The 17,286-nt window shown below is 61.1% G+C and carries 19 protein-coding genes, 2 tRNA genes and 1 rRNA gene; 16 read left to right on the forward strand and 6 right to left on the reverse strand.

The features are described 5' to 3' along the window. Positions 1-63 precede the first annotated feature (63 nt). The 3 genes from rrf to HMPREF3171_RS05410 all read left to right on the forward strand — a co-directional run bounded on the left by rrf (position 64) and on the right by HMPREF3171_RS05410 (position 4,403). Positions 64-181, forward strand: a 5S ribosomal RNA gene (gene rrf / locus HMPREF3171_RS05400). Positions 182-1,088: 907 nt separating this feature from the next. After that, on the forward strand, positions 1,089-1,841 hold the full coding sequence (locus HMPREF3171_RS05405; protein WP_070483503.1) for an ABC transporter ATP-binding protein: 753 nt from the start codon (positions 1,089-1,091) through the stop codon (positions 1,839-1,841). Between the two features lie 18 nt (positions 1,842-1,859). Continuing rightward, positions 1,860-4,403, forward strand: a complete 2,544-nt coding sequence (locus tag HMPREF3171_RS05410) for an ABC transporter permease (RefSeq protein WP_070483549.1) — start codon at positions 1,860-1,862, stop codon at positions 4,401-4,403. A 3-nt stretch (positions 4,404-4,406) separates the two neighbouring features. On the opposite strand, the gene HMPREF3171_RS05415 is transcribed toward HMPREF3171_RS05410, so the two are convergent. From HMPREF3171_RS05415 to HMPREF3171_RS05435, 5 genes are read right to left on the reverse strand one after another with little or no spacing between them, the layout of a single operon-like run. Continuing rightward, a complete protein-coding gene (locus HMPREF3171_RS05415) occupies positions 4,407-4,772 on the reverse strand; it encodes a FluC/FEX family fluoride channel (protein WP_070422609.1) in 366 nt (121 codons plus the stop codon). After that, positions 4,765-5,115 (reverse strand): CrcB family protein, encoded by a 351-nt coding sequence (locus HMPREF3171_RS05420; RefSeq protein ID WP_083284794.1) that lies wholly within the window; start codon positions 5,113-5,115, stop codon positions 4,765-4,767. The genes HMPREF3171_RS05415 and HMPREF3171_RS05420 overlap by 8 nt, the downstream gene beginning before the upstream one ends. 18 nt (positions 5,116-5,133) lie before the next feature. Then, complete coding sequence (locus HMPREF3171_RS05425; protein WP_070483505.1) at positions 5,134-5,508, reverse strand: fluoride efflux transporter FluC; 375 nt, start codon at positions 5,506-5,508, stop codon at positions 5,134-5,136. Next, on the reverse strand, positions 5,501-5,848 hold the full coding sequence (locus HMPREF3171_RS05430) for a CrcB family protein (protein ID WP_070483508.1): 348 nt from the start codon (positions 5,846-5,848) through the stop codon (positions 5,501-5,503). Before HMPREF3171_RS05430 ends, HMPREF3171_RS05425 begins: the two co-directional genes overlap by 8 nt. 10 nt (positions 5,849-5,858) lie before the next feature. After that, positions 5,859-7,277, reverse strand: a complete 1,419-nt coding sequence (locus HMPREF3171_RS05435; RefSeq protein WP_070483510.1) for an alanine/glycine:cation symporter family protein — start codon at positions 7,275-7,277, stop codon at positions 5,859-5,861. Between the two features lie 115 nt (positions 7,278-7,392). Between HMPREF3171_RS05435 and pgm the strand changes: the two genes are divergently transcribed. From pgm to HMPREF3171_RS05480, 9 genes are all read left to right on the forward strand, one after another. Further along, on the forward strand, positions 7,393-9,018 hold the full coding sequence (gene pgm / locus HMPREF3171_RS05440) for a phosphoglucomutase (alpha-D-glucose-1,6-bisphosphate-dependent) (RefSeq protein WP_070483512.1): 1,626 nt from the start codon (positions 7,393-7,395) through the stop codon (positions 9,016-9,018). An 18-nt stretch (positions 9,019-9,036) separates the two neighbouring features. Then, positions 9,037-9,519 (forward strand): MauE/DoxX family redox-associated membrane protein, encoded by a 483-nt coding sequence (locus HMPREF3171_RS05445; RefSeq protein ID WP_256365999.1) that lies wholly within the window; start codon positions 9,037-9,039, stop codon positions 9,517-9,519. A 67-nt stretch (positions 9,520-9,586) separates the two neighbouring features. Then, entirely contained in the window at positions 9,587-10,378 is a 792-nt protein-coding gene (locus HMPREF3171_RS05450) for a DsbA family protein (RefSeq protein WP_070422604.1), read from the forward strand. 152 nt (positions 10,379-10,530) lie between these two features. Beyond that, positions 10,531-10,603, forward strand: a tRNA-Ala gene (locus HMPREF3171_RS05455). A gap of 27 nt (positions 10,604-10,630) precedes the next feature. Further along, positions 10,631-10,706: transfer RNA gene (locus HMPREF3171_RS05460), tRNA-Ala, on the forward strand. A 51-nt stretch (positions 10,707-10,757) separates the two neighbouring features. Further along, on the forward strand, positions 10,758-11,204 hold the full coding sequence (locus HMPREF3171_RS05465) for a methylated-DNA--[protein]-cysteine S-methyltransferase (RefSeq protein ID WP_070483514.1): 447 nt from the start codon (positions 10,758-10,760) through the stop codon (positions 11,202-11,204). After that, a complete protein-coding gene (locus tag HMPREF3171_RS05470; RefSeq protein WP_070451238.1) occupies positions 11,197-11,958 on the forward strand; it encodes a fructosamine kinase family protein in 762 nt (253 codons plus the stop codon). The genes HMPREF3171_RS05465 and HMPREF3171_RS05470 overlap by 8 nt, the downstream gene beginning before the upstream one ends. Positions 11,959-12,005: 47 nt before the next feature. Further along, entirely contained in the window at positions 12,006-12,386 is a 381-nt protein-coding gene (locus HMPREF3171_RS05475) for a type II toxin-antitoxin system prevent-host-death family antitoxin (RefSeq protein ID WP_070483516.1), read from the forward strand. Next, positions 12,386-12,802, forward strand: a complete 417-nt coding sequence (locus tag HMPREF3171_RS05480; protein ID WP_070483518.1) for a type II toxin-antitoxin system VapC family toxin — start codon at positions 12,386-12,388, stop codon at positions 12,800-12,802. Before HMPREF3171_RS05475 ends, HMPREF3171_RS05480 begins: the two co-directional genes overlap by 1 nt. Here the strand turns inward: HMPREF3171_RS05480 and nadE are convergent. Then, positions 12,799-13,626: an ammonia-dependent NAD(+) synthetase gene (gene nadE / locus HMPREF3171_RS05485; protein WP_070422599.1), complete on the reverse strand. Its 828-nt coding sequence runs from the start codon at positions 13,624-13,626 to the stop codon at positions 12,799-12,801. The genes HMPREF3171_RS05480 and nadE overlap by 4 nt on opposite strands. Positions 13,627-13,758: 132 nt before the next feature. Here nadE and ykgO point away from each other — a divergent pair, with 132 nt between their 5' ends. From ykgO to nrdE, 4 genes are all read left to right on the forward strand, one after another. Continuing rightward, on the forward strand, positions 13,759-13,881 hold the full coding sequence (gene ykgO, locus HMPREF3171_RS05490; protein ID WP_038612879.1) for a type B 50S ribosomal protein L36: 123 nt from the start codon (positions 13,759-13,761) through the stop codon (positions 13,879-13,881). 321 nt (positions 13,882-14,202) lie between these two features. Then, positions 14,203-14,433 carry a glutaredoxin-like protein NrdH gene (gene nrdH / locus HMPREF3171_RS05495; RefSeq protein WP_070483520.1) on the forward strand — a complete coding sequence of 77 codons (231 nt, stop codon included), beginning with the start codon at positions 14,203-14,205 and terminating at the stop codon, positions 14,431-14,433. Positions 14,434-14,511: 78 nt separating this feature from the next. Then, positions 14,512-15,048: a class Ib ribonucleoside-diphosphate reductase assembly flavoprotein NrdI gene (gene nrdI, locus HMPREF3171_RS05500; protein WP_083291977.1), complete on the forward strand. Its 537-nt coding sequence runs from the start codon at positions 14,512-14,514 to the stop codon at positions 15,046-15,048. Positions 15,049-15,059: 11 nt separating this feature from the next. After that, positions 15,060-17,225: a class 1b ribonucleoside-diphosphate reductase subunit alpha gene (nrdE, locus tag HMPREF3171_RS05505; RefSeq protein ID WP_083291978.1), complete on the forward strand. Its 2,166-nt coding sequence runs from the start codon at positions 15,060-15,062 to the stop codon at positions 17,223-17,225. The last annotated feature ends 61 nt before the right edge of the window (positions 17,226-17,286 follow it).

Below are 17,286 nucleotides of genomic sequence, written 5' to 3' on the forward strand. Positions count from 1 at the left end.
ACCCACATTGTCACAATGACATCTCAATACTGATCATCACGATCACATCAACCCCCAAGATGTGTCGGTGGTTGATAGCGGCGGGGAAACGCCCGGTCCCATTCCGAACCCGGAAGCTAAGCCCGCCCGCGCCGATGGTACTGCTCCCGGGAGGGAGTGGGAGAGTAGGTTACCGCCGACCCAACAACTTCACACACAAACACCCAGAGCCCAGCACCACCCGTGCTGCACTCTGGGTGTTTTTACATATACCCACCCCGCACTACAGACAGCGCAGTGCGAGAACAGAGAACAGCCGGTATGACTATGCCACTGCATAGTAGTTGGTGCACACTTACCTGTCCGCAATGCGGACAATAGAAACCAACACCGGGGGCGCGCTCTTCGAAAAGCAGCCCAACACACTCGCTGAGATAGTTGGTGTCCACCAACTTGTCCGCAATGCAGAGTCAGAATGTCTGCAATGCGGATTCAACGACACAACCGGCGTCACTATGCCACTGCATAGTGGATGCTGACTCGTCTCACTATGTCGCCACATAGTCGTTGGGGTATACCCATTAGTCCGCAATGCAGAGCGGGAGACCGAACGGGCTGCACTATGCCACTGCATAGTCGTTGGGATGTACCCATTATTCCGCAATGCGGAATCAGGAACAGTGCGGGCGTCACTATGCCACTGCATAGTCGTTGGTACACACCCAATAGTCCGCAATGCGGAGTCGGAATGTCTGCAATGCGGAATCAACGACACAACCGGCGTCACTATGCCACTGCATAGTTGGTGTCCACCCACTAGTCCGCAATGCGGAGGGAAGCGACTTCACGCCACCGAAGACTCGACTAGAGCCACCAGCACGCAGCAGTAAATGCAAAATGAAGCTTCACGGCCGCGGCGTTTTACACTCTGCCCAGGCCAGCGAAAGATATGACCTCGAGTTTTGCATACAGTACAGCCAGGATAGGGACGTAACTGCAATGCTTGAGGGGCGAAAGCCACATTATTGGCTCCGGGGACGTAACAAGACCTTTCGAGGAATAGGACGATATCGGCCAAATGTGCCACGGGCCGTATAGTCGGCAAAGGAATGAATTGCCGCAGGGAGGATCACGTGAGCGTCGCAGCAGCACGAGCAGTCAACTTGAGAAAGTCCTACGGGCAGGGCGACACGGAAGTTGTTGCGCTCGATGGGGCGGACGTTGAGTTCCGACAGGGGGAGTTCACCGCGATCATGGGCCCGTCTGGATCAGGCAAGTCGACGCTGATGCACGTGATGGCTGGGCTAGATTCGGCGACGTCGGGCGAGGTGTTTGTCGGCGGGACGGAGTTGTCGCAGTTAAACGATAAGGAACTGACGGCGCTGCGGCGTGACCGGTTGGGCTTCATTTTTCAGTCGTTTAACTTGGTACCCACGCTGACAGCGGCCGAGAACATTCAACTGCCAACAAGTATTGCTGGTCGATCGGTGGACCGGGAGTGGTTTGATGAGATCACCGAACGCCTTGGTTTATCGAAGCGACTGAGCCATAGGCCTGCGGAGTTGTCGGGTGGTCAGCAGCAGCGTGTGGCGTGTGCCCGTGCGTTGGTGTCGCGGCCGGAGATCATTTTTGGTGACGAGCCGACGGGCAACCTGGACTCTAACTCGTCGCGTGAGGTGCTGAGCATTTTGCGGACGGCGGTGGATCAGTATGACCAGACGGTGGTGATTGTGACGCATGACGCGAGGGCGGCGTCGTATGCGGATCGTGTGGTGTTTTTGCGGGACGGCAACATCGTTAATGAACTGCGCAACCCGGATATGGATGCCATTTTGGGTGTCATGGCGACGATGGAGGACTAGGGGCCAGTGAACTCCACGATGAATAAGGTGTCGCTGCGTAACCTTGCGGCGCACAAACTGCGGCTCGCGCTGACGGTGTTGGCGGTGGTGCTTGGCACGTCGTTCCTGTCTGGTGCGCTGATGTTCACCAACATGCTGTCGTCGACGTTCGACTCTGCCGTAGACACTGTGCTTGACGACGTCGATGCGGTGGTGCGCCCAGCCGAGGGCGAAGGCGCCTTGGATAAGGAGACTGTTGATGGCATTAAGGCGAGCTCGAGCGTTGACCGTGTGAATCTGATGGCGGATGAGCCGGTGGTGCTCGCAACTGATGATGAGGTTGCGGTGCAGACGCGTCTTGGTTCGTCGCGTTTGGGGGTGTTTTACGAGCCGCAGGACACGGTTGGCCGAACGGTCGAGGTGGTCGAAGGTCACGCACCGAAAGAGATCGGCGATGCGGTGATCAACGCCAATGGTGCTGAAGAATACGGCCTGCATGTTGGGCAGGAGATCATCGTGGTGGACCGCGATGGTCGGAATACGGTGCGCATCACTGGGCTTATCGACGACCCCCTGGTGCAGGCCACCTCTCTACGCCTCGGGGTAACGCCAGAGACTTTCTTGGACTTCTACTCCTATAGCGACCGATATCCCGCGGTGACGGTAGGGGCGAAGGAGGACGTGGGGGACGCAGAGGTGGTGGACAATCTGCGGAGTGAGTTTCCTGACTTGAAAATTGAGACGGGGGCGAAGGTAGCGGAGGAGACGTCGGCGCAGATTCGGGATGCGTTGAGTTTTGTCACGTACTTCTTGGTGGCGTTCGGGCTGGTTGGTCTTTTGGTAGGCACGTTTCTGATCGCGAACACCTTCTCTATGATCGTGGCGCAACGCACGAAGGAGTTCGCGCTGCTGCGGGCTCTGGGGGCGTCGCGCGGGCAGATCACACGCTCGGTGGCGTTGGAGGCAGCATTGGTCGGCCTGTTGGGCTCCGCGCTTGGTGTGGTGGCTGGTGCCGGGCTGGTGTTGGTGATTCGTGCGGGGATGAACTCGTTTGGCATGCCACTTCCACAATCAGGGGTGGGGCTGTCTGTTGATGCGGTGGCGGTGCCGCTGGTCGTCGGCACGGTGGTGACGGTGCTTTCCGCGCTGGCGCCGGCGCGGAAGGCCGGCAAGGTCCGGCCGGTGGAGGCGATGCGGGCGAGCGAGGCCGCGACGCCGCAGCCGCTGGTGTGGCGCACGGTTGTCGGCGCGGTGTTGGTCGTTGTGGCGGTTGTTGCGGCGGGTTACGCAATGGCGTGGGATGACGGTGCGACGCGCCACCGGGCGATCCTGGTTGGTGTGGCTGCGTTGAGCGTGATTAGTGGTCTGTTCCTTGCGGGACCTGCGTTGAGTCTGCCGGTTGTGCCTCCGTTGGGGCGTGTCATCGGGGCACCGTTCGGGGAGGTGGGCAGGCTCGCGTCGACGAATACGCGGCGCAACCCGCGCCGGACCGCAACAACGGCGTTCGCGCTGATGTTGGGCATTGCGCTGGTGACCATGATTGGCATGTTGGGCGCGTCGATGAAGCAGTCGGTAGACGATGTGGCTGCAAGTGAGGTGAACGCGGATTACGTGCTGATGGGCCCGGAGATGGGGTCGTTCCCGGTGCCGGGGGATCTGCCGGACAGGCTCGCTGAGGTGGACGGTGTGGGCAATATCGCGTCGTACACTCAGGCGCCGATCACGGTCGACGGAGAGTTTGGCCACCAGTTCGGGCCGGTCGGGATGACGGATGTGCTGCGCGGTGACCCGTCGGATCTCATCGACCTCAACGTGGTCGACGGCGAGGTATCGCTGACTGGTGACTCGCTGATCGCACCGGAGCACATCGCCCAAGAGCGCGGCTGGAAGGTCGGCGACACAGTCGAGGTGGCCGCACCGAGTGCTCCGGGAAAGACCGTCGACGTGACGGTTGCCGGCCTGTTTAGTGGGTCGAATGTGTTGCAGATGTTTGTGGTGTCGGATTCGGCGGCGGCGAAGGTGTCGTCGATAAGCAATACGCGCCTGCTGATGGTGGGCGTTGACAGCGACGGCTCCACTGATCTGGAGACGCTGCGTGCGCGGTTGGAAGATGAGGTGCGCGGCGACATTGTGGTGCAGGTGCGCTCCGCGGAGGAGATGAGTGGCGAGGTCACTGCATTGATCGATCAGATGCTGTTCATCCTGTACGCGCTGTTGTCGCTGGCTGTGGTGGTGGCGGTGCTTGGCATTGTGAATACGCTGACGCTGTCCGTGATTGAGCGTAGGCAGGAGATTGGTATGTTGCGCGCGGTGGGCTCGCAACGCAGGCAGATCCGCACGATGATCCTGCTGGAGTCGGTGCAGATGACGGTCTACGGCGCGGTGCTGGGCGTGCTGCTGGGGCTTGGTCTCGGTTGGGCGTTCCTGACGGTGCTTGAGAGCCAAGGCTTGACGACGATTGCCGTACCCACCGGGCTCATCGCCACCGTCCTGGCTGCCTCGGTAGTAGTGGGGCTGCTCGCCGCAGTGTGGCCGGGCCAGCGTGCTGCGAAGACACCGCCACTGGATGCGATTGCGGAGTAGGGCTTAGCGGGTGGCGAACGACGCCACCTGCGCACCGATTCCGGCCGCGAGCACCGCGAACGCCGCGGTGCTTATCCCGTACTCGGCGGCGAGGCGGAACTTGCCGTCTTTAATCAACGCCCCGAGTTGGCGGGCCAACAGTGACAGTGTTGAAAGTGCGCCGGCAAACCCAACACCAACGGCGGTTTGCCACATGGAAGGCAGGAAGATTGCCACGCCGATGATGCCGGAGGCGGCGATGTTGGCAATGAAGGTTGCCATCAACAGGTTATGCACGACGGCCATGATCGCCCAACGCACAAACCCGCCGAGCATGCCGCCGAAAAAGACACCGAGGACGGCGCCGAGCATCCACGTTGCATCAGACATGGTGCTTCACCCGTGACGCATCTCCGGCCATCCACGCCAATGTGGCAGAGACAAGCCCGAGCGTGATGATGAACGCCGCCCACAGCACCGACGAGTGGGATGAGGCCAATGCCACTGCGGAAAGGGTGCTGAACCCGCCGAGGAAACCCACGCCCCAAAACGGCCCCGGCGCGAAGTAGCCCATGGCGTAGCAGGCGGTGAGGTTCACTGCGAAGGTGACGGCTAGGGCGAGCGCTTCCGGGGTGGCGGGGTTGACCCAAATGAGCAAAATGAAGCGTGCAAGCGCCCCGCAGCCAGCACCGAGGGCAACGATGAGGCCGGTTTTCAGGGATGTTATCTGCACGTCTGTCCAGTGTAACCGTTAAGCGCCAAAGGCTCGAAGGCCCCAGCGCAGACCGAACCAGGCAGCCAGGATGCCGATCACGGCGGTAGACAGGCCGTAGCGCAGGGCCTCGCTGTGCTTTTTCGCCTTGATGAGCTCGCCGAGTTCTTTGGCAAAGGTGGACCAGGTAGACAGCGCGCCGGCGAACCCGACGCCGAGGGCCAACTGCCAGGCCACTGGGGTGGTGACGGCGAAGCCTGCGACGGTGGAACCGACGACGTTGGCGGCGAAGGTGGCGGCGTGGGCGTTGTGGATGATGCGGGTCAGTGCGTAGCGGGCGGCGCCGCCGAACAGTGCGCCGGCGAAGACGGCGGCGAGGGTGAGGGCGAGGCTAAGCGCGGCGATGTTAAGCATTGCGGCGGCTCCTGAGTGCGTCGCCGGCGAACCACGCGCCGATGGCGGTGGCGTAGCTCAGCGCAATGATGCCGAGGGCCTCGATGGCCTGCGATTGCATCGCGGCTACAGAGACGGCGGAGTAGGTGGTTAAGCCACCGAGGAAGCCCGTGCCCCACAGCGGGCCGGGCTTGAACAGGCCCATGGCGAAGCAGCCAGCGATGTTCACCGCGAAGGTCAGGGCCAGGGCAGCGGTGGAGCCGGGGGCGGCGCCGAGGATGACGAGGTGTCTGACCACTGCCCCCAACGCCGCGCCGAGGGCGACGGTGATGGTGGTGGAGAGGGTGTCGTCGATACGCATGGGCGCGAGCCTAGTGCCAATCCATCTTCTGGCGCTCAACGAACGCCGCGACCTCCTCCGGCGACTTCTTCAGGTGCGGATCCCACGCGAGGTACTCGCGGGTCTCGCGCACCACAACGCCGGACAGCAGGAGCAGGCCGATCAGGTTCGGGATGGCCATGAGCCCGTTGGACAGGTCGGAGAAGGTCCACGCCAACTCCAGGGAAGCAACCGCGCCGACAAAGGACAAGGCGGTGAAGAACATGCGGTAGGGGATCGACGCCCAGTCGCCGAACAGGGCGACGATGGCGCGCTCGCCGTAGTAGGACCAGCCCAGGATGGTGGAAAACGCGAAGAAGATCAGCGCCACGGAAACGATCAGGCTGCCCCACTCACCGGGAAGTGCCTGGCCGAAGGCGGAGGCGGTCATGATGGCGGCTTCCTCGCGGCCCATGTCCCAGGTGCCGGCGGTGACGATGACGAGGCCGGTGATGGTGACGACGATGATGGTGTCGATAAACGTCTGCGTCATGGAAACGAGAGCCTGGCGCGCCGGGTGCTGCGTCTTGGCTGCCGCGGCGGCGATGGCGGCGGAACCCATGCCGGATTCGTTGGAGAAAATACCGCGGGCGACACCGAACTGGATGGCCAGCATGATGCCGGAGCCGACGAAGCCGCCGGTGGCAGCGGTGCCGGTGAATGCGTCGGTGAAGATGGTGGCAATCGCGGCCGGTACGCGGTCTGCCATAAGTACCAGTGCGGTGATGCCGCCGCCGACGTAAATGACAATCATCAGCGGTACGAACGCTGCGGTGATCTTGCCGATGCCCTCAATGCCGCCCAGGACGGCAGCGCCAACGGCGAAGAAGATGATCACGCCGGCCACGTTGGCGCTGATGCCAAACGCGTCGTGCATGCCGGCGGCGATGGAGTTGCCCTGCGCGAGGTTGCCAATGCCGAAGGACGCGAAGATGGTGAACAGGGTAAACGCGGCGGCGAGGAATTTGCCGAAGCCGCCGCCGACACCAGTCTTCAGGTACTCGTGCGGGCCGCCCTGCTGCTTGCCCTTCTTGTCGGTGGTGCGGAAGCGCACACCCAGGTAGGCCTCGGAGTACTTCGACGCCATGCCGACGATGCCGGTGAGCCAGATCCAAAACAGTGCACCAGGGCCACCGATGGAAATCGCGGTGGCGACACCGACGATGTTGCCGGTACCCACCGTCGCCGCCAGTGCAGTGGTCAGTGCTTGGTAGTTGGAAATGTCGCCTGCGCCCTCTTCAGACTTATCGACGAACGCGTGGCGGGTCGCACGACCCAGCGTGCGGAACTGAATCCCGCGCAGTCGCACCGTGAGGAACAAACCAGTGCCCAGCAGCAGCGGAATGAGGACGAAAGGCCCCCAAACGATGGACGAGATAGTGCTCAAAATGTCGTTGAGGGTGGAAGCCATGCGGAAGAGTAAAGCATACGCATAGCAGAATAATATAAAACTGGCAGAGTTTAGATTCACAGACGATGATGGAGCTGTCCATACACACCCTCAGCCCGCAACAAAAGGAGCCCCCATGGCACACGAGCGCGCCGGCCAACCCGCCCGCGACGAGGACCTCATCGACATTGCCGAGCTGGTCACCGCCTACTACACCCGCGATATCGACCCCGACAATGTGGACCAGCAAGTGGTGTTCGGCACCTCGGGTCACCGCGGGTCGTCGTTAGATAATGCATTCAACGAAGCGCATATCTTGGCGACGACGCAGGCGATCGTCGATTACCGCCGCGGCGAAGGCATCACCGGTCCGGTCTACATCGGCCGTGACCCCCACGCCCTGTCGGAGCCGGCGATGGTTTCCGCGCTCGAGGTGCTCATTGCCAACGAGGTACCAGTGCGTGTCGACGCCGCCGGGCGCTACACCCCAACCCCAGCCGTCTCTCACGCGATTTTGACCCACCCCGGCGGAAGCGCCGACGGCATCGTGGTTACCCCATCGCACAACCCACCGCGCGACGGCGGCTTTAAATACAACCCGCCAAGCGGCGGACCCGCACCGGCGGAAGCTACGGACTGGATTGCGCGCCGGGCCAACGAATACATTGCCGCAGGCCTGAGGGGCGTGAAGCGGGTATCGGTCAGTGGCGTGCTGGACGAGCGTGCGGAGAAGTTCGGCTACCTCGATCACTACGTCTCCGACCTAGACAGCGTGGTGGATATGGACGCCATCAAGGCATCTGGCCTGCACGTCGGCGCAGACCCGATGGGTGGGGCGAGCGTGGACTACTGGGGAGCGATCGGGGAGCGCTACGGGCTGAACCTCGTGGTGGTCAACCCACGCGTGGACGCCACCTGGCGGTTCATGACCCTGGACACCGACGGCAAGATCCGCATGGACTGCTCCAGTGCAGACTCCATGGCATCGCTCGTGCATAACCGCGACAAGTACGACCTGGCCACCGGCAACGACGCCGACGCGGACCGCCACGGCATTGTCACCCCGGACGCCGGGCTGATGAACCCGAATCACTACCTCGCCGTGGCCATCGAGTACCTGTTTAGTCACCGCGACGGCTGGGCGAAGGACACGGCGGTGGGCAAGACCTTGGTGTCCTCGTCGATGATCGACCGCGTTGTCGCATCGCTCGGGCGTGACCTCGTCGAGGTCCCGGTTGGATTCAAGTGGTTCGTGCCAGGACTCGTCAGCGGCACCATCGGCTTCGGTGGCGAAGAATCCGCCGGTGCGTCCTTCCTGCGCAAAAACGGCAAGGTCTGGTCCACCGACAAGGACGGCCTGATCATGGACCTGCTCGCCGCCGAAATCACTGCGGTAACAGGCAAAACTCCGTCGCAGCGCTACGCCGAGCTCGAAACGCAGTACGGCTCGCCTGCATATGCGCGTATCGACGCCCCCGCAAACCGCGAAGAAAAAGCCACCCTGAAGGCCCTTTCGCCCGACCAAGTGCAGGCGAATGAACTGGCGGGTGAGGTTATCTCTGCAAAGCTAACGGAGGCCCCAGGAAACGGCGCGGCCATCGGCGGACTGAAGGTGACCACCGAAAACGCCTGGTTTGCCGCGCGCCCCTCCGGCACCGAAGACAAGTACAAGATCTACGCCGAATCGTTCCTCGGCGCGGAGCACGTGGCGCAGGTGCAGGAAGAAGCCAAAGCGCTCGTGTCACAGGTCTTGGGCAAATAGGGGAGTAGAATCAGCCGAGTGAGCACAACGACAGCCGCGCCTGCAACGCGCGACACAAAAACACTGGTCCTGGACGTGTTGTCCGCGTTAGCGCGGTTCTACATGGCCTACATTTGGATCTCTGCTGGATGGGCAAAAATTGGTGTCCACCTGGATACCGCCAAAACCATCGAGGCCTACGAAATCTTCACCCCAGCCTGGTCCGACTTGCTGGCCCATATCATCGGGCCGCTCGAGCTCGCAGGTGGTTTGTTGCTGCTGCTGGGCATCAACCTGCGCTGGTCGGGCAAGGTGTCCATCTACGTGCTCGTGCTGTTCATCATCGGCATGCTGTCCGCTTGGCAGCGGGGACTCGTTATCGACTGTGGCTGTTTCGACCCGTCCGCAGCCGGCGAAGGGGAGACGAATCTGCTCGCTACGGTGTTTCGCGATGTCATCTACATCGCCATCACAGGCTTCATGATGTGGCGCCCGTTTAAGAAGTTTGCAATTTACCCCTAAACTTGACCGTTGTACGCAGTACCCGTCCACCGCGCCGTGATCGCGGCGCCAACAACAGGAGACACGTGTGACCACACGCAAAGTGCAAAACCCGAACCAGAGCGGTAGCAAGGCCTTCATCTGGGCCGTCGTCGCTGTTATCGCGATTGCTCTGCTTGTCATCGGCATCATTGTCTACAACGGCAAGGCAAACCGCAGCGCTGCAAAGCAGGCGGAGATGATCGACGTCACCGGTATCAACGTCGAGTGGAACCAAGAAGAAGACATCATCCACATCACCGGCGAAAACAAGGATGCCAACAAGGCTGAACTTTTCGAAGACTTCTCCTGCTCCCACTGTGCAGACCTGCACGTTGCTACCGATGAGCAGATGCTGGAGAAGGTCCGCGCGGGTGAAATCAACGTGGACCTGCGCCCGATGACCGCACTCGATGGCGGCATGACGGGCCACTCCACCAAGGCACTGGCTGCCGAGCTGGCGCTGCTGGCCCACGGCGATTTCTCTTCCGCGTTCACCTTGCGCAACTTCCTGTTTGAGAACCAGCAGTCGGCGTACAACAAGTACGACGAGAACGGCTTCGCAGATCTGGCCGCAGACTACGGTGCAAGCGATGAGGCTGTGAAGGATATTCGCGACGGCAAGTTCATCGACACCGCGAAGCGTCTTGGCGACGACAACCGCAAGTACCAGGAAGACAAGACCGGTGAGGCATGGACCCCGCGCGTGCTTGTCGATGGCGAGGATGTGGAAAAGCTCGTCGATATTGAGGAACTCCGAGAGATCACGGGCAACCCGAACCTCGACGAGAAGGAGGACTCTCCGCGTGACTTCTGGCCGGAGGTCCTGGCCAGCCGCTAAACACAAAGACCAATATCGGCTTTTAGCCCCAAGCGGCCTGCATTTGCCCAGGTCGCATCCTGAAGCGGTGGCTAAAAGCCGATATCGCCTTTTGTGGGGGCTGGCGATTTGGCCGGGGGCGGGCTGGCCCGGTATATTGACCAAAGTTCCAAGGGGCTATGGCGCAGTTGGTAGCGCACCACACTGGCAGTGTGGGGGTCACGGGTTCGAATCCCGTTAGCTCCACTCCACAACTACATACCGTTTACACACGGGGCTATGGCGCAGTTGGTAGCGCACCACACTGGCAGTGTGGGGGTCACGGGTTCGAATCCCGTTAGCTCCACCACGAAGGCTGTCCGACCGTTTGGTCGGGCAGCCTTTCTCGTATCGTGGGCCCATGGATACTTCAATCGGTCAGCTTGGGCTGGTGACCTCAGCAGGTGCCGTTTCGAGGGTGCTGTTGCCCGGGGATACAGGGCAGTCGCGTATCGACGACACCGTCACCGCTGCCCTCGCCACCCAACAGATCGCCGAGTATTTCGCCGGGGAGCGCAGGGCGTTCGACGTGCCACTGAACCTGGATGGCGTGACCGAGTTCCGGGCTGAGGTGCTGCGGGCGCTCATGGAGGTCCCGTACGGTGAGACGACGACGTATGGGGAGTTGGCTCGGGCGGTGGGCCGCCCCAAAGCAGTGCGCGCAGTGGGAAGCGCCTGTGCGACGAATCCGCTTCCGATCCTGATCCCGTGCCACCGCGTGCTGCGCAGCGATGGCGCGCTTGGGGGCTACCGTGGCGGGACAGAAGCAAAACGTTTCCTACTGGCATTGGAGAGCATTGATGTCTGACACGTTTGTGAAGCACGGCAGCGCGCCAGGAGCGGCGGCAGCCGAGGCCGCGTACCTGCGCTGGCTGCGTGAGGGCTCGGCTGCCGTCGTGGAGGTGTTGGACCTTGACGAGGAGGCGAACACGCTGACCATCGAGCGGGTCGACAGTGCCCGCCCCACCAAAGACGCAGCGAGACAGGCGGGACGCGAGTTGGCGGCCATCCACGCGATGGGTGCGGATGCGTTTGGTGCGCCGGCAGACGGCTGGGAGGGGCCGAACTTCATTGGCACCCGCGAGCAGGCCTGTCGGCCAGAGAAACGGTGGGCGGTGTTCTATACCGAGCAGCGCGTCCTGCCGTTCGCGGAAAATGCGGTGCGTGCGGGCAACCTGAACCGGGAAGGACTGGAGACGGTGCGGCGCGTCTGCGACGCACTGGTGCGGGAAGACGGGGAGGCTCCCTTGGCGCGCATTCATGGCGACCTGTGGACGGGCAACCTGCTGTTTTCGCCGGAAGGCCCGCGTTTTATCGACCCGGCCGCGCACGGCGGGCACCCGTTGACCGACTTCGCGATGCTGGAGCTGTTCGGAGCGCCGTACCTCGACGCGATCGTCGGCGGCTACATCGACGCCGGAGGCGAGCTCGGACAGGATTGGCAGCGGCGCATCGCGATCCACCAGATGCACCCGCTTGCGGTGCACGCCTGGACACACGGTCCGTCGTACGGATCGGCGCTGGTGCGGGCGGCAGAAGAGTCCTTGCGGGTTGTTGGGTAGCACACTATCCTGCAATGTAAGACATGTAATACATCGGGAGGTGTCGCATGAACATCGAGGAACGCCTACAGGCGCTGTTAACGAGACAAGCCGACGGCACCACGGTGTCGATGCGCCAACTAAATCAGAAGACGCGTGCTGTGATCGACCGTGTTTCGAAGGAGGGGGTCACGTTGACCGTGACCGACAGGGGAGTGCCAATCGCGGAAATTCGTCCGGTGAGCCAGAAAACCGGACTAGATCGACTCGAGGAGCTTGGGCTGCTTGCGCAGAAGGGAAAAGTCTTCGAAGAAGGGTGGAGGCCCGCAGCGTCTGCAGTATCGCTTGAAGAGTGGTTGGAAGAAGAGCGCGGGGAAGATCGCTTAGAACGGGTGATGGCGGATCTGCAGGCTCTCGACTTGGCGCGTACCGAAAAGGGCGAAGGGTGATGACTGGGGTGGAGCCGCTTGCATATGTCGATGCATCTGTACTGATTGCCTCCTCGGGCAGGGAGGCGCATAGCGAGTGGGCTTTGTCTGTGCTCTGGGGAAAGGCTTTGGTGAGCTCGGCCATCGTGCGTGTGGAGTTAGCTCGTTTTGCGCATCGAATGGGCTACGGCGCCGAAGATTTGAGCGAATTGGAATCTAGAGTCTCGTTCCTCAGTATCGATGATCGCGTCATTGAGGCGGCAGTTGCAGTGAGTGGAGAAGCGAAAGCCTTGGACGCCCTGCATGTTGGGACTTGGGCAAGGATGCAATCACTAGGGCTGAACTGCCCATTCATTACGGCGGACCGGAAACAAGCAGCAGCTGCACTATCGGTAGGGGCGACGGTGGTTCACCCCGATGGTGGAGATCTGCTCTAGCTGCGCCACCAGGTGTCGGCAGGGCCCGGCGGCATGTGGCGCTTGTGCTGGCCGATGCGCCACAGGTGCTCGAGGCGCTTCTGGGCGTCGGCGGGGATGGTCTTGCCTTCGAGGTAGTCGTCGATGTGTGCGTAGGTGATGCCAAGCGCTTCCTCGTCGGGAAGGGCTGGGCGGTCCTCCTCCAGATCGGCGGTGGGCACCTTCTCCCACAGGCGCGGATCGGCGTCGAGGTGCTTGAGCATTGTCGCACCCTGGCGCTTGTTCAAGCCTGCCAGTGGGATGAGGTCGGCCGCGCCATCGCCGTGCTTGGTGAAAAACCCGGTGACGTTCTCCGCTGCGTGATCGGAGCCGATGACCAGCAGGCCACGCTCACCAGCGATGGCGTACTGGGCGATCATGCGCATACGTGCCTTGACGTTGCCTTTATTGAAGTCGCCGAGGCCCTCCACACCGAGCGCGCCTGCGACGGCTCCGGACAGCGCGGTGGTGGCCGGCTCAATGTCCACGGTTACCGTCTCGTCCGGAGCAATGAACCGCAGCGCCAGTTGCGCGTCGTCCTCGTCGGCCTGCACGCCGTGGGGGAGACGGACAGCGACAAACTCGGCAGCCGAGCCAGCCTCGCGTCGCTTCACTACCGCGAGCTGGGCCAACTTGCCGGCGAGGGTGGAGTCCTGCCCGCCGGAAATGCCAAGCACGTAGCCTTTTGCGCCGGTGCGGTCGAGGTAATCGGCCAAGAATTGCACGCGGCGGTCGATCTCTGCGGCAGGGTCGATAACGGGGGACACGCCGAGTGCGGCGATGATCTCGGATTGCATAGCGCTCATCGTATATGGGAGGGGGATACGTGAGGGTTTTGATTCAGCGCGGGTGATGTGTAACATTTATCCCCGTGTTGCGACTCGGCAGTTCGCCGTGCGTCGCTAATTGCAGGTAATCCGAGCAGAAAGGAGCGCCCGATGAAGGTCCGCAAGTCGCTTCGGTCGCTGAAGAACAAGCCGGGCGCCCAGGTTGTGCGCCGCAACGGCAAGGTTTACGTGATCAACAAGAAGGATCCGCGCTTCAAGGCCCGTCAGGGTTAATTGTCGCGAGCAGGCGCCCCGTCACCGTGTGGTGGCGGGGTTTTTGCGTTCCCAAAAACAGGCGAAGTTCTAGGGCGGGATGAATCTATTTCGAGGAAATTACACCCGTGAAACAACAAAACTGTGTGTTGCGGATGAGCGTGCGGACTACATGTAGGTAATTCTGGGCACCTATCCTGGGAATATCACCCATGTAACTACTACATGTAGTAGCAGTTGCCCTTCTCAGCCCCAAGGTATAGTGTCTCTTGGTGTTGCCCCGCGGAGACGGGGACAGAAGAAAATCTCCCCAAAGAACCCGCAGAGAAGGGACCACAAGCGATGTCGATCACCGTTTACAGCAAGCCGGCGTGCATGCAGTGCAAGGCAACCGAGAAGGCGCTGAAGAAGGTCGGCCTTGAGTACACCACCGTCGACATTTCTGTGGACGAAGAGGCCCGCGATTACGTGATGGCCCTCGGCTATGTTCAGGCTCCGGTGGTTGAGGCTAACGGTGAGCACTGGTCCGGCTTCCGCCCGGAGCGCATCAAGGGTCTGCTCGCAGCGGCTTAAGCGTCGCGCGCATACCGACGCCATGAGGCGCACAACTGGCAGTAGCCTTCTGAAATCTGCACAAGAAAGGTAGTGGCCATGCTGGTCGTCTACTTCTCCTCCGCCACTGAGAACACGAAGCGGTTTGTGGAGAAGCTCGGCCTTCCTGCGAAGCGGATCCCCCTGCGCAGAACCGATCCGGAACTCGTCGTCGACGAGCCATACATCCTCATCTGTCCCACTTACGGAGGTGGGGTGAGCGTGAGTGGTGGTAATTCCAGGCCGGTGCCGGCGCAAGTGATCCGCTTCATGAACAATGAGGGCAATCGCACCTTGATGCGGGGTGTGATCGCCGCCGGAAACTCTAACTTTGGTGCGGATTACTGCCTTGCTGGGCCGGTGATCGCTGACAAGTGTAAGGTTCCGTACTTATACAGGTTTGAGCTCATGGGCTCGGCCGAAGATGTCGCGCATGTGCGCAACCAACTGATTGAAAACGCTGAACGATTGGGTTTGCGTGGGGGACCGGAGGTCGTCGATACGCAAGCGCATGTGCAGCAGGCTCCGGATGAGTCGGAGCGATTGGCAAGACTGCGCGAAAAATACGCCGGTAAATACAAAAGAACTACAAACTGAAAGGCCTCGAAGTGTCTACTCTGCCCCTCGGTAAGAATGTCCCGGAGCCGGCCAACGAAAAGGACCAGCTGGATTACCACGCGCTGAACGCGCTGCTGAATCTTTATGACGAGAACGGTCAGATTCAGTTTGATAAAGACCGTGAGGCTGCGAACCAGTTCTTCCTGCAGCACGTGAACCAGAACACGGTCTACTTCCACGATCTGGAAGAGAAGATCGATTACCTGGTTACGAACAAGTACTACGAGCCGGACACGATTGAGAAGTACGCGTGGGAGTTTATTAAGGACACGTTCAAGCGCGCCTACTCTTACAAGTTCCGCTTCAAGTCGTTCCTCGGCGCGTACAAGTACTACACCTCCTACACGCTGAAGACCTTTGACGGCCGCCGCTACCTGGAGCGTTTCGAGGATCGCGTGGCTATGACGGCGCTGTTCCTTGCCGATGGCAACCAGGATCTTGCATTCGCGCTTGTCGACGAAATCATGACCGGCCGTTTCCAGCCCGCCACCCCAACCTTCCTCAACGCAGGTAAGGCACAGCGCGGCGAACTTGTGTCCTGCTTCCTGCTGCGTATCGAGGACAACATGGAGTCCATCGGCCGCGCCATCAACTCCTCGCTGCAGCTGTCCAAGCGTGGCGGCGGTGTGGCGCTGCTGCTGTCGAACATTCGCGAGTCCGGTGCGCCGATTAAACACATTGAGAACCAGTCTTCCGGCGTCATCCCTGTGATGAAGCTTCTGGAGGACGCATTCTCCTACGCCAACCAGCTCGGTGCCCGCCAGGGTGCAGGTGCTGTGTATCTGAACGCGCACCACCCGGACATCATGCGGTTCTTGGACACCAAGCGTGAGAACGCCGACGAGAAGATCCGCATTAAGACGCTGTCGTTGGGCGTTGTCATTCCGGACATCACCTTCGAGCTGGCTAAGCGTAACGACGATATGTACCTGTTCTCCCCGTACGACGTCGAACGTGTCTACGGCGTGCCGTTCGCAGACATTTCTGTGACGGAGAAGTACGAAGAGATGGTCGAGGACCCACGCATCCGCAAGTCCAAGATCAACGCCCGTAACTTTTTCCAGACCCTGGCAGAGATCCAGTTCGAGTCCGGCTACCCGTACATCATGTACGAAGACACCGCGAACCGTGCGAACCCGGTGAAGACCGGCCGCATCAACATGTCCAACCTGTGCTCGGAGATCCTGCAGGTTAACTCTCCGTCGGTGCTGAACGAGGACCTGACTTACGCGGAAGTCGGCCACGACATCTCCTGCAACCTGGGCTCGCTGAATATCGCAATGGCGATGGATTCCGAGGACTTCGGCCGCACGGTCGAAACGGCAATCCGTGCGCTGACAGCCGTGGCAGACAAGACGTCGATCGAGTCCGTGCCGCCGGTGCGCGACGGCAACGAAGCTTCCCACGCTATTGGTCTCGGCCAGATGAACCTGCACGGCTACCTTGGCCGTGAGCACATCGAGTACGGCTCCGAGGAAGGTCTGGACTTCACCAACGCCTACTTTGCTGCGGTGATGTACGAGTGCATCCGCGCATCCCACAAGATTGCGGTGGAGAAGGGCAGCGCGTTTAAGGACTTTGACAAGTCTGAGTACGCAACGGGTGAGTTCTTCGACCGTTACGATCCGGCTGATTTCGCGCCGAAGACCGACAAGGTCAAGGCACTGTTTGAAAAGTCCAACATTGCTGTGCCGACGGCGGAGCAGTGGGCGCAGCTCAAGGCAGACGTGGCCCGCGACGGCATTTACAACCGTTACCTGCAGGCCGTGCCGCCGACCGGTTCGATTTCTTACATCAACAACTCGACCTCGTCGATCCACCCGATCGCATCGAAGATCGAGATCCGTAAGGAAGGCAAGATCGGCCGCGTCTACTACCCAGCGCCGCACATGGACAACGAGAACATCGAGTACTTCAAGGACGCGTACGAGATCGGCTACGAAAAGATCATCGACACGTACGCGGTTGCCACGAAGTACGTGGATCAGGGCCTGTCCCTGACCCTGTTCTTCAAGGACACGGTGACCACCCGTGACATCAACCGTGCGCAGATCTACGCATGGCGCAAGGGCATTAAGACCCTGTACTACATCCGCCTGCGTCAGATGGCGTTGGAAGGCACCGAGGTCGACGGTTGCGTCTCCTGCATGCTCTAAGCACGTAGGGAGGGGCTCGGGGGTTGGGGTTCCCGCCTGTAGGAGGCGGGAACCCCGGGGG

The organism is Corynebacterium sp. HMSC08F01 (assembly GCF_001807545.1).
In the GTDB taxonomy this organism is placed as follows: domain Bacteria; phylum Actinomycetota; class Actinomycetes; order Mycobacteriales; family Mycobacteriaceae; genus Corynebacterium; species Corynebacterium coyleae.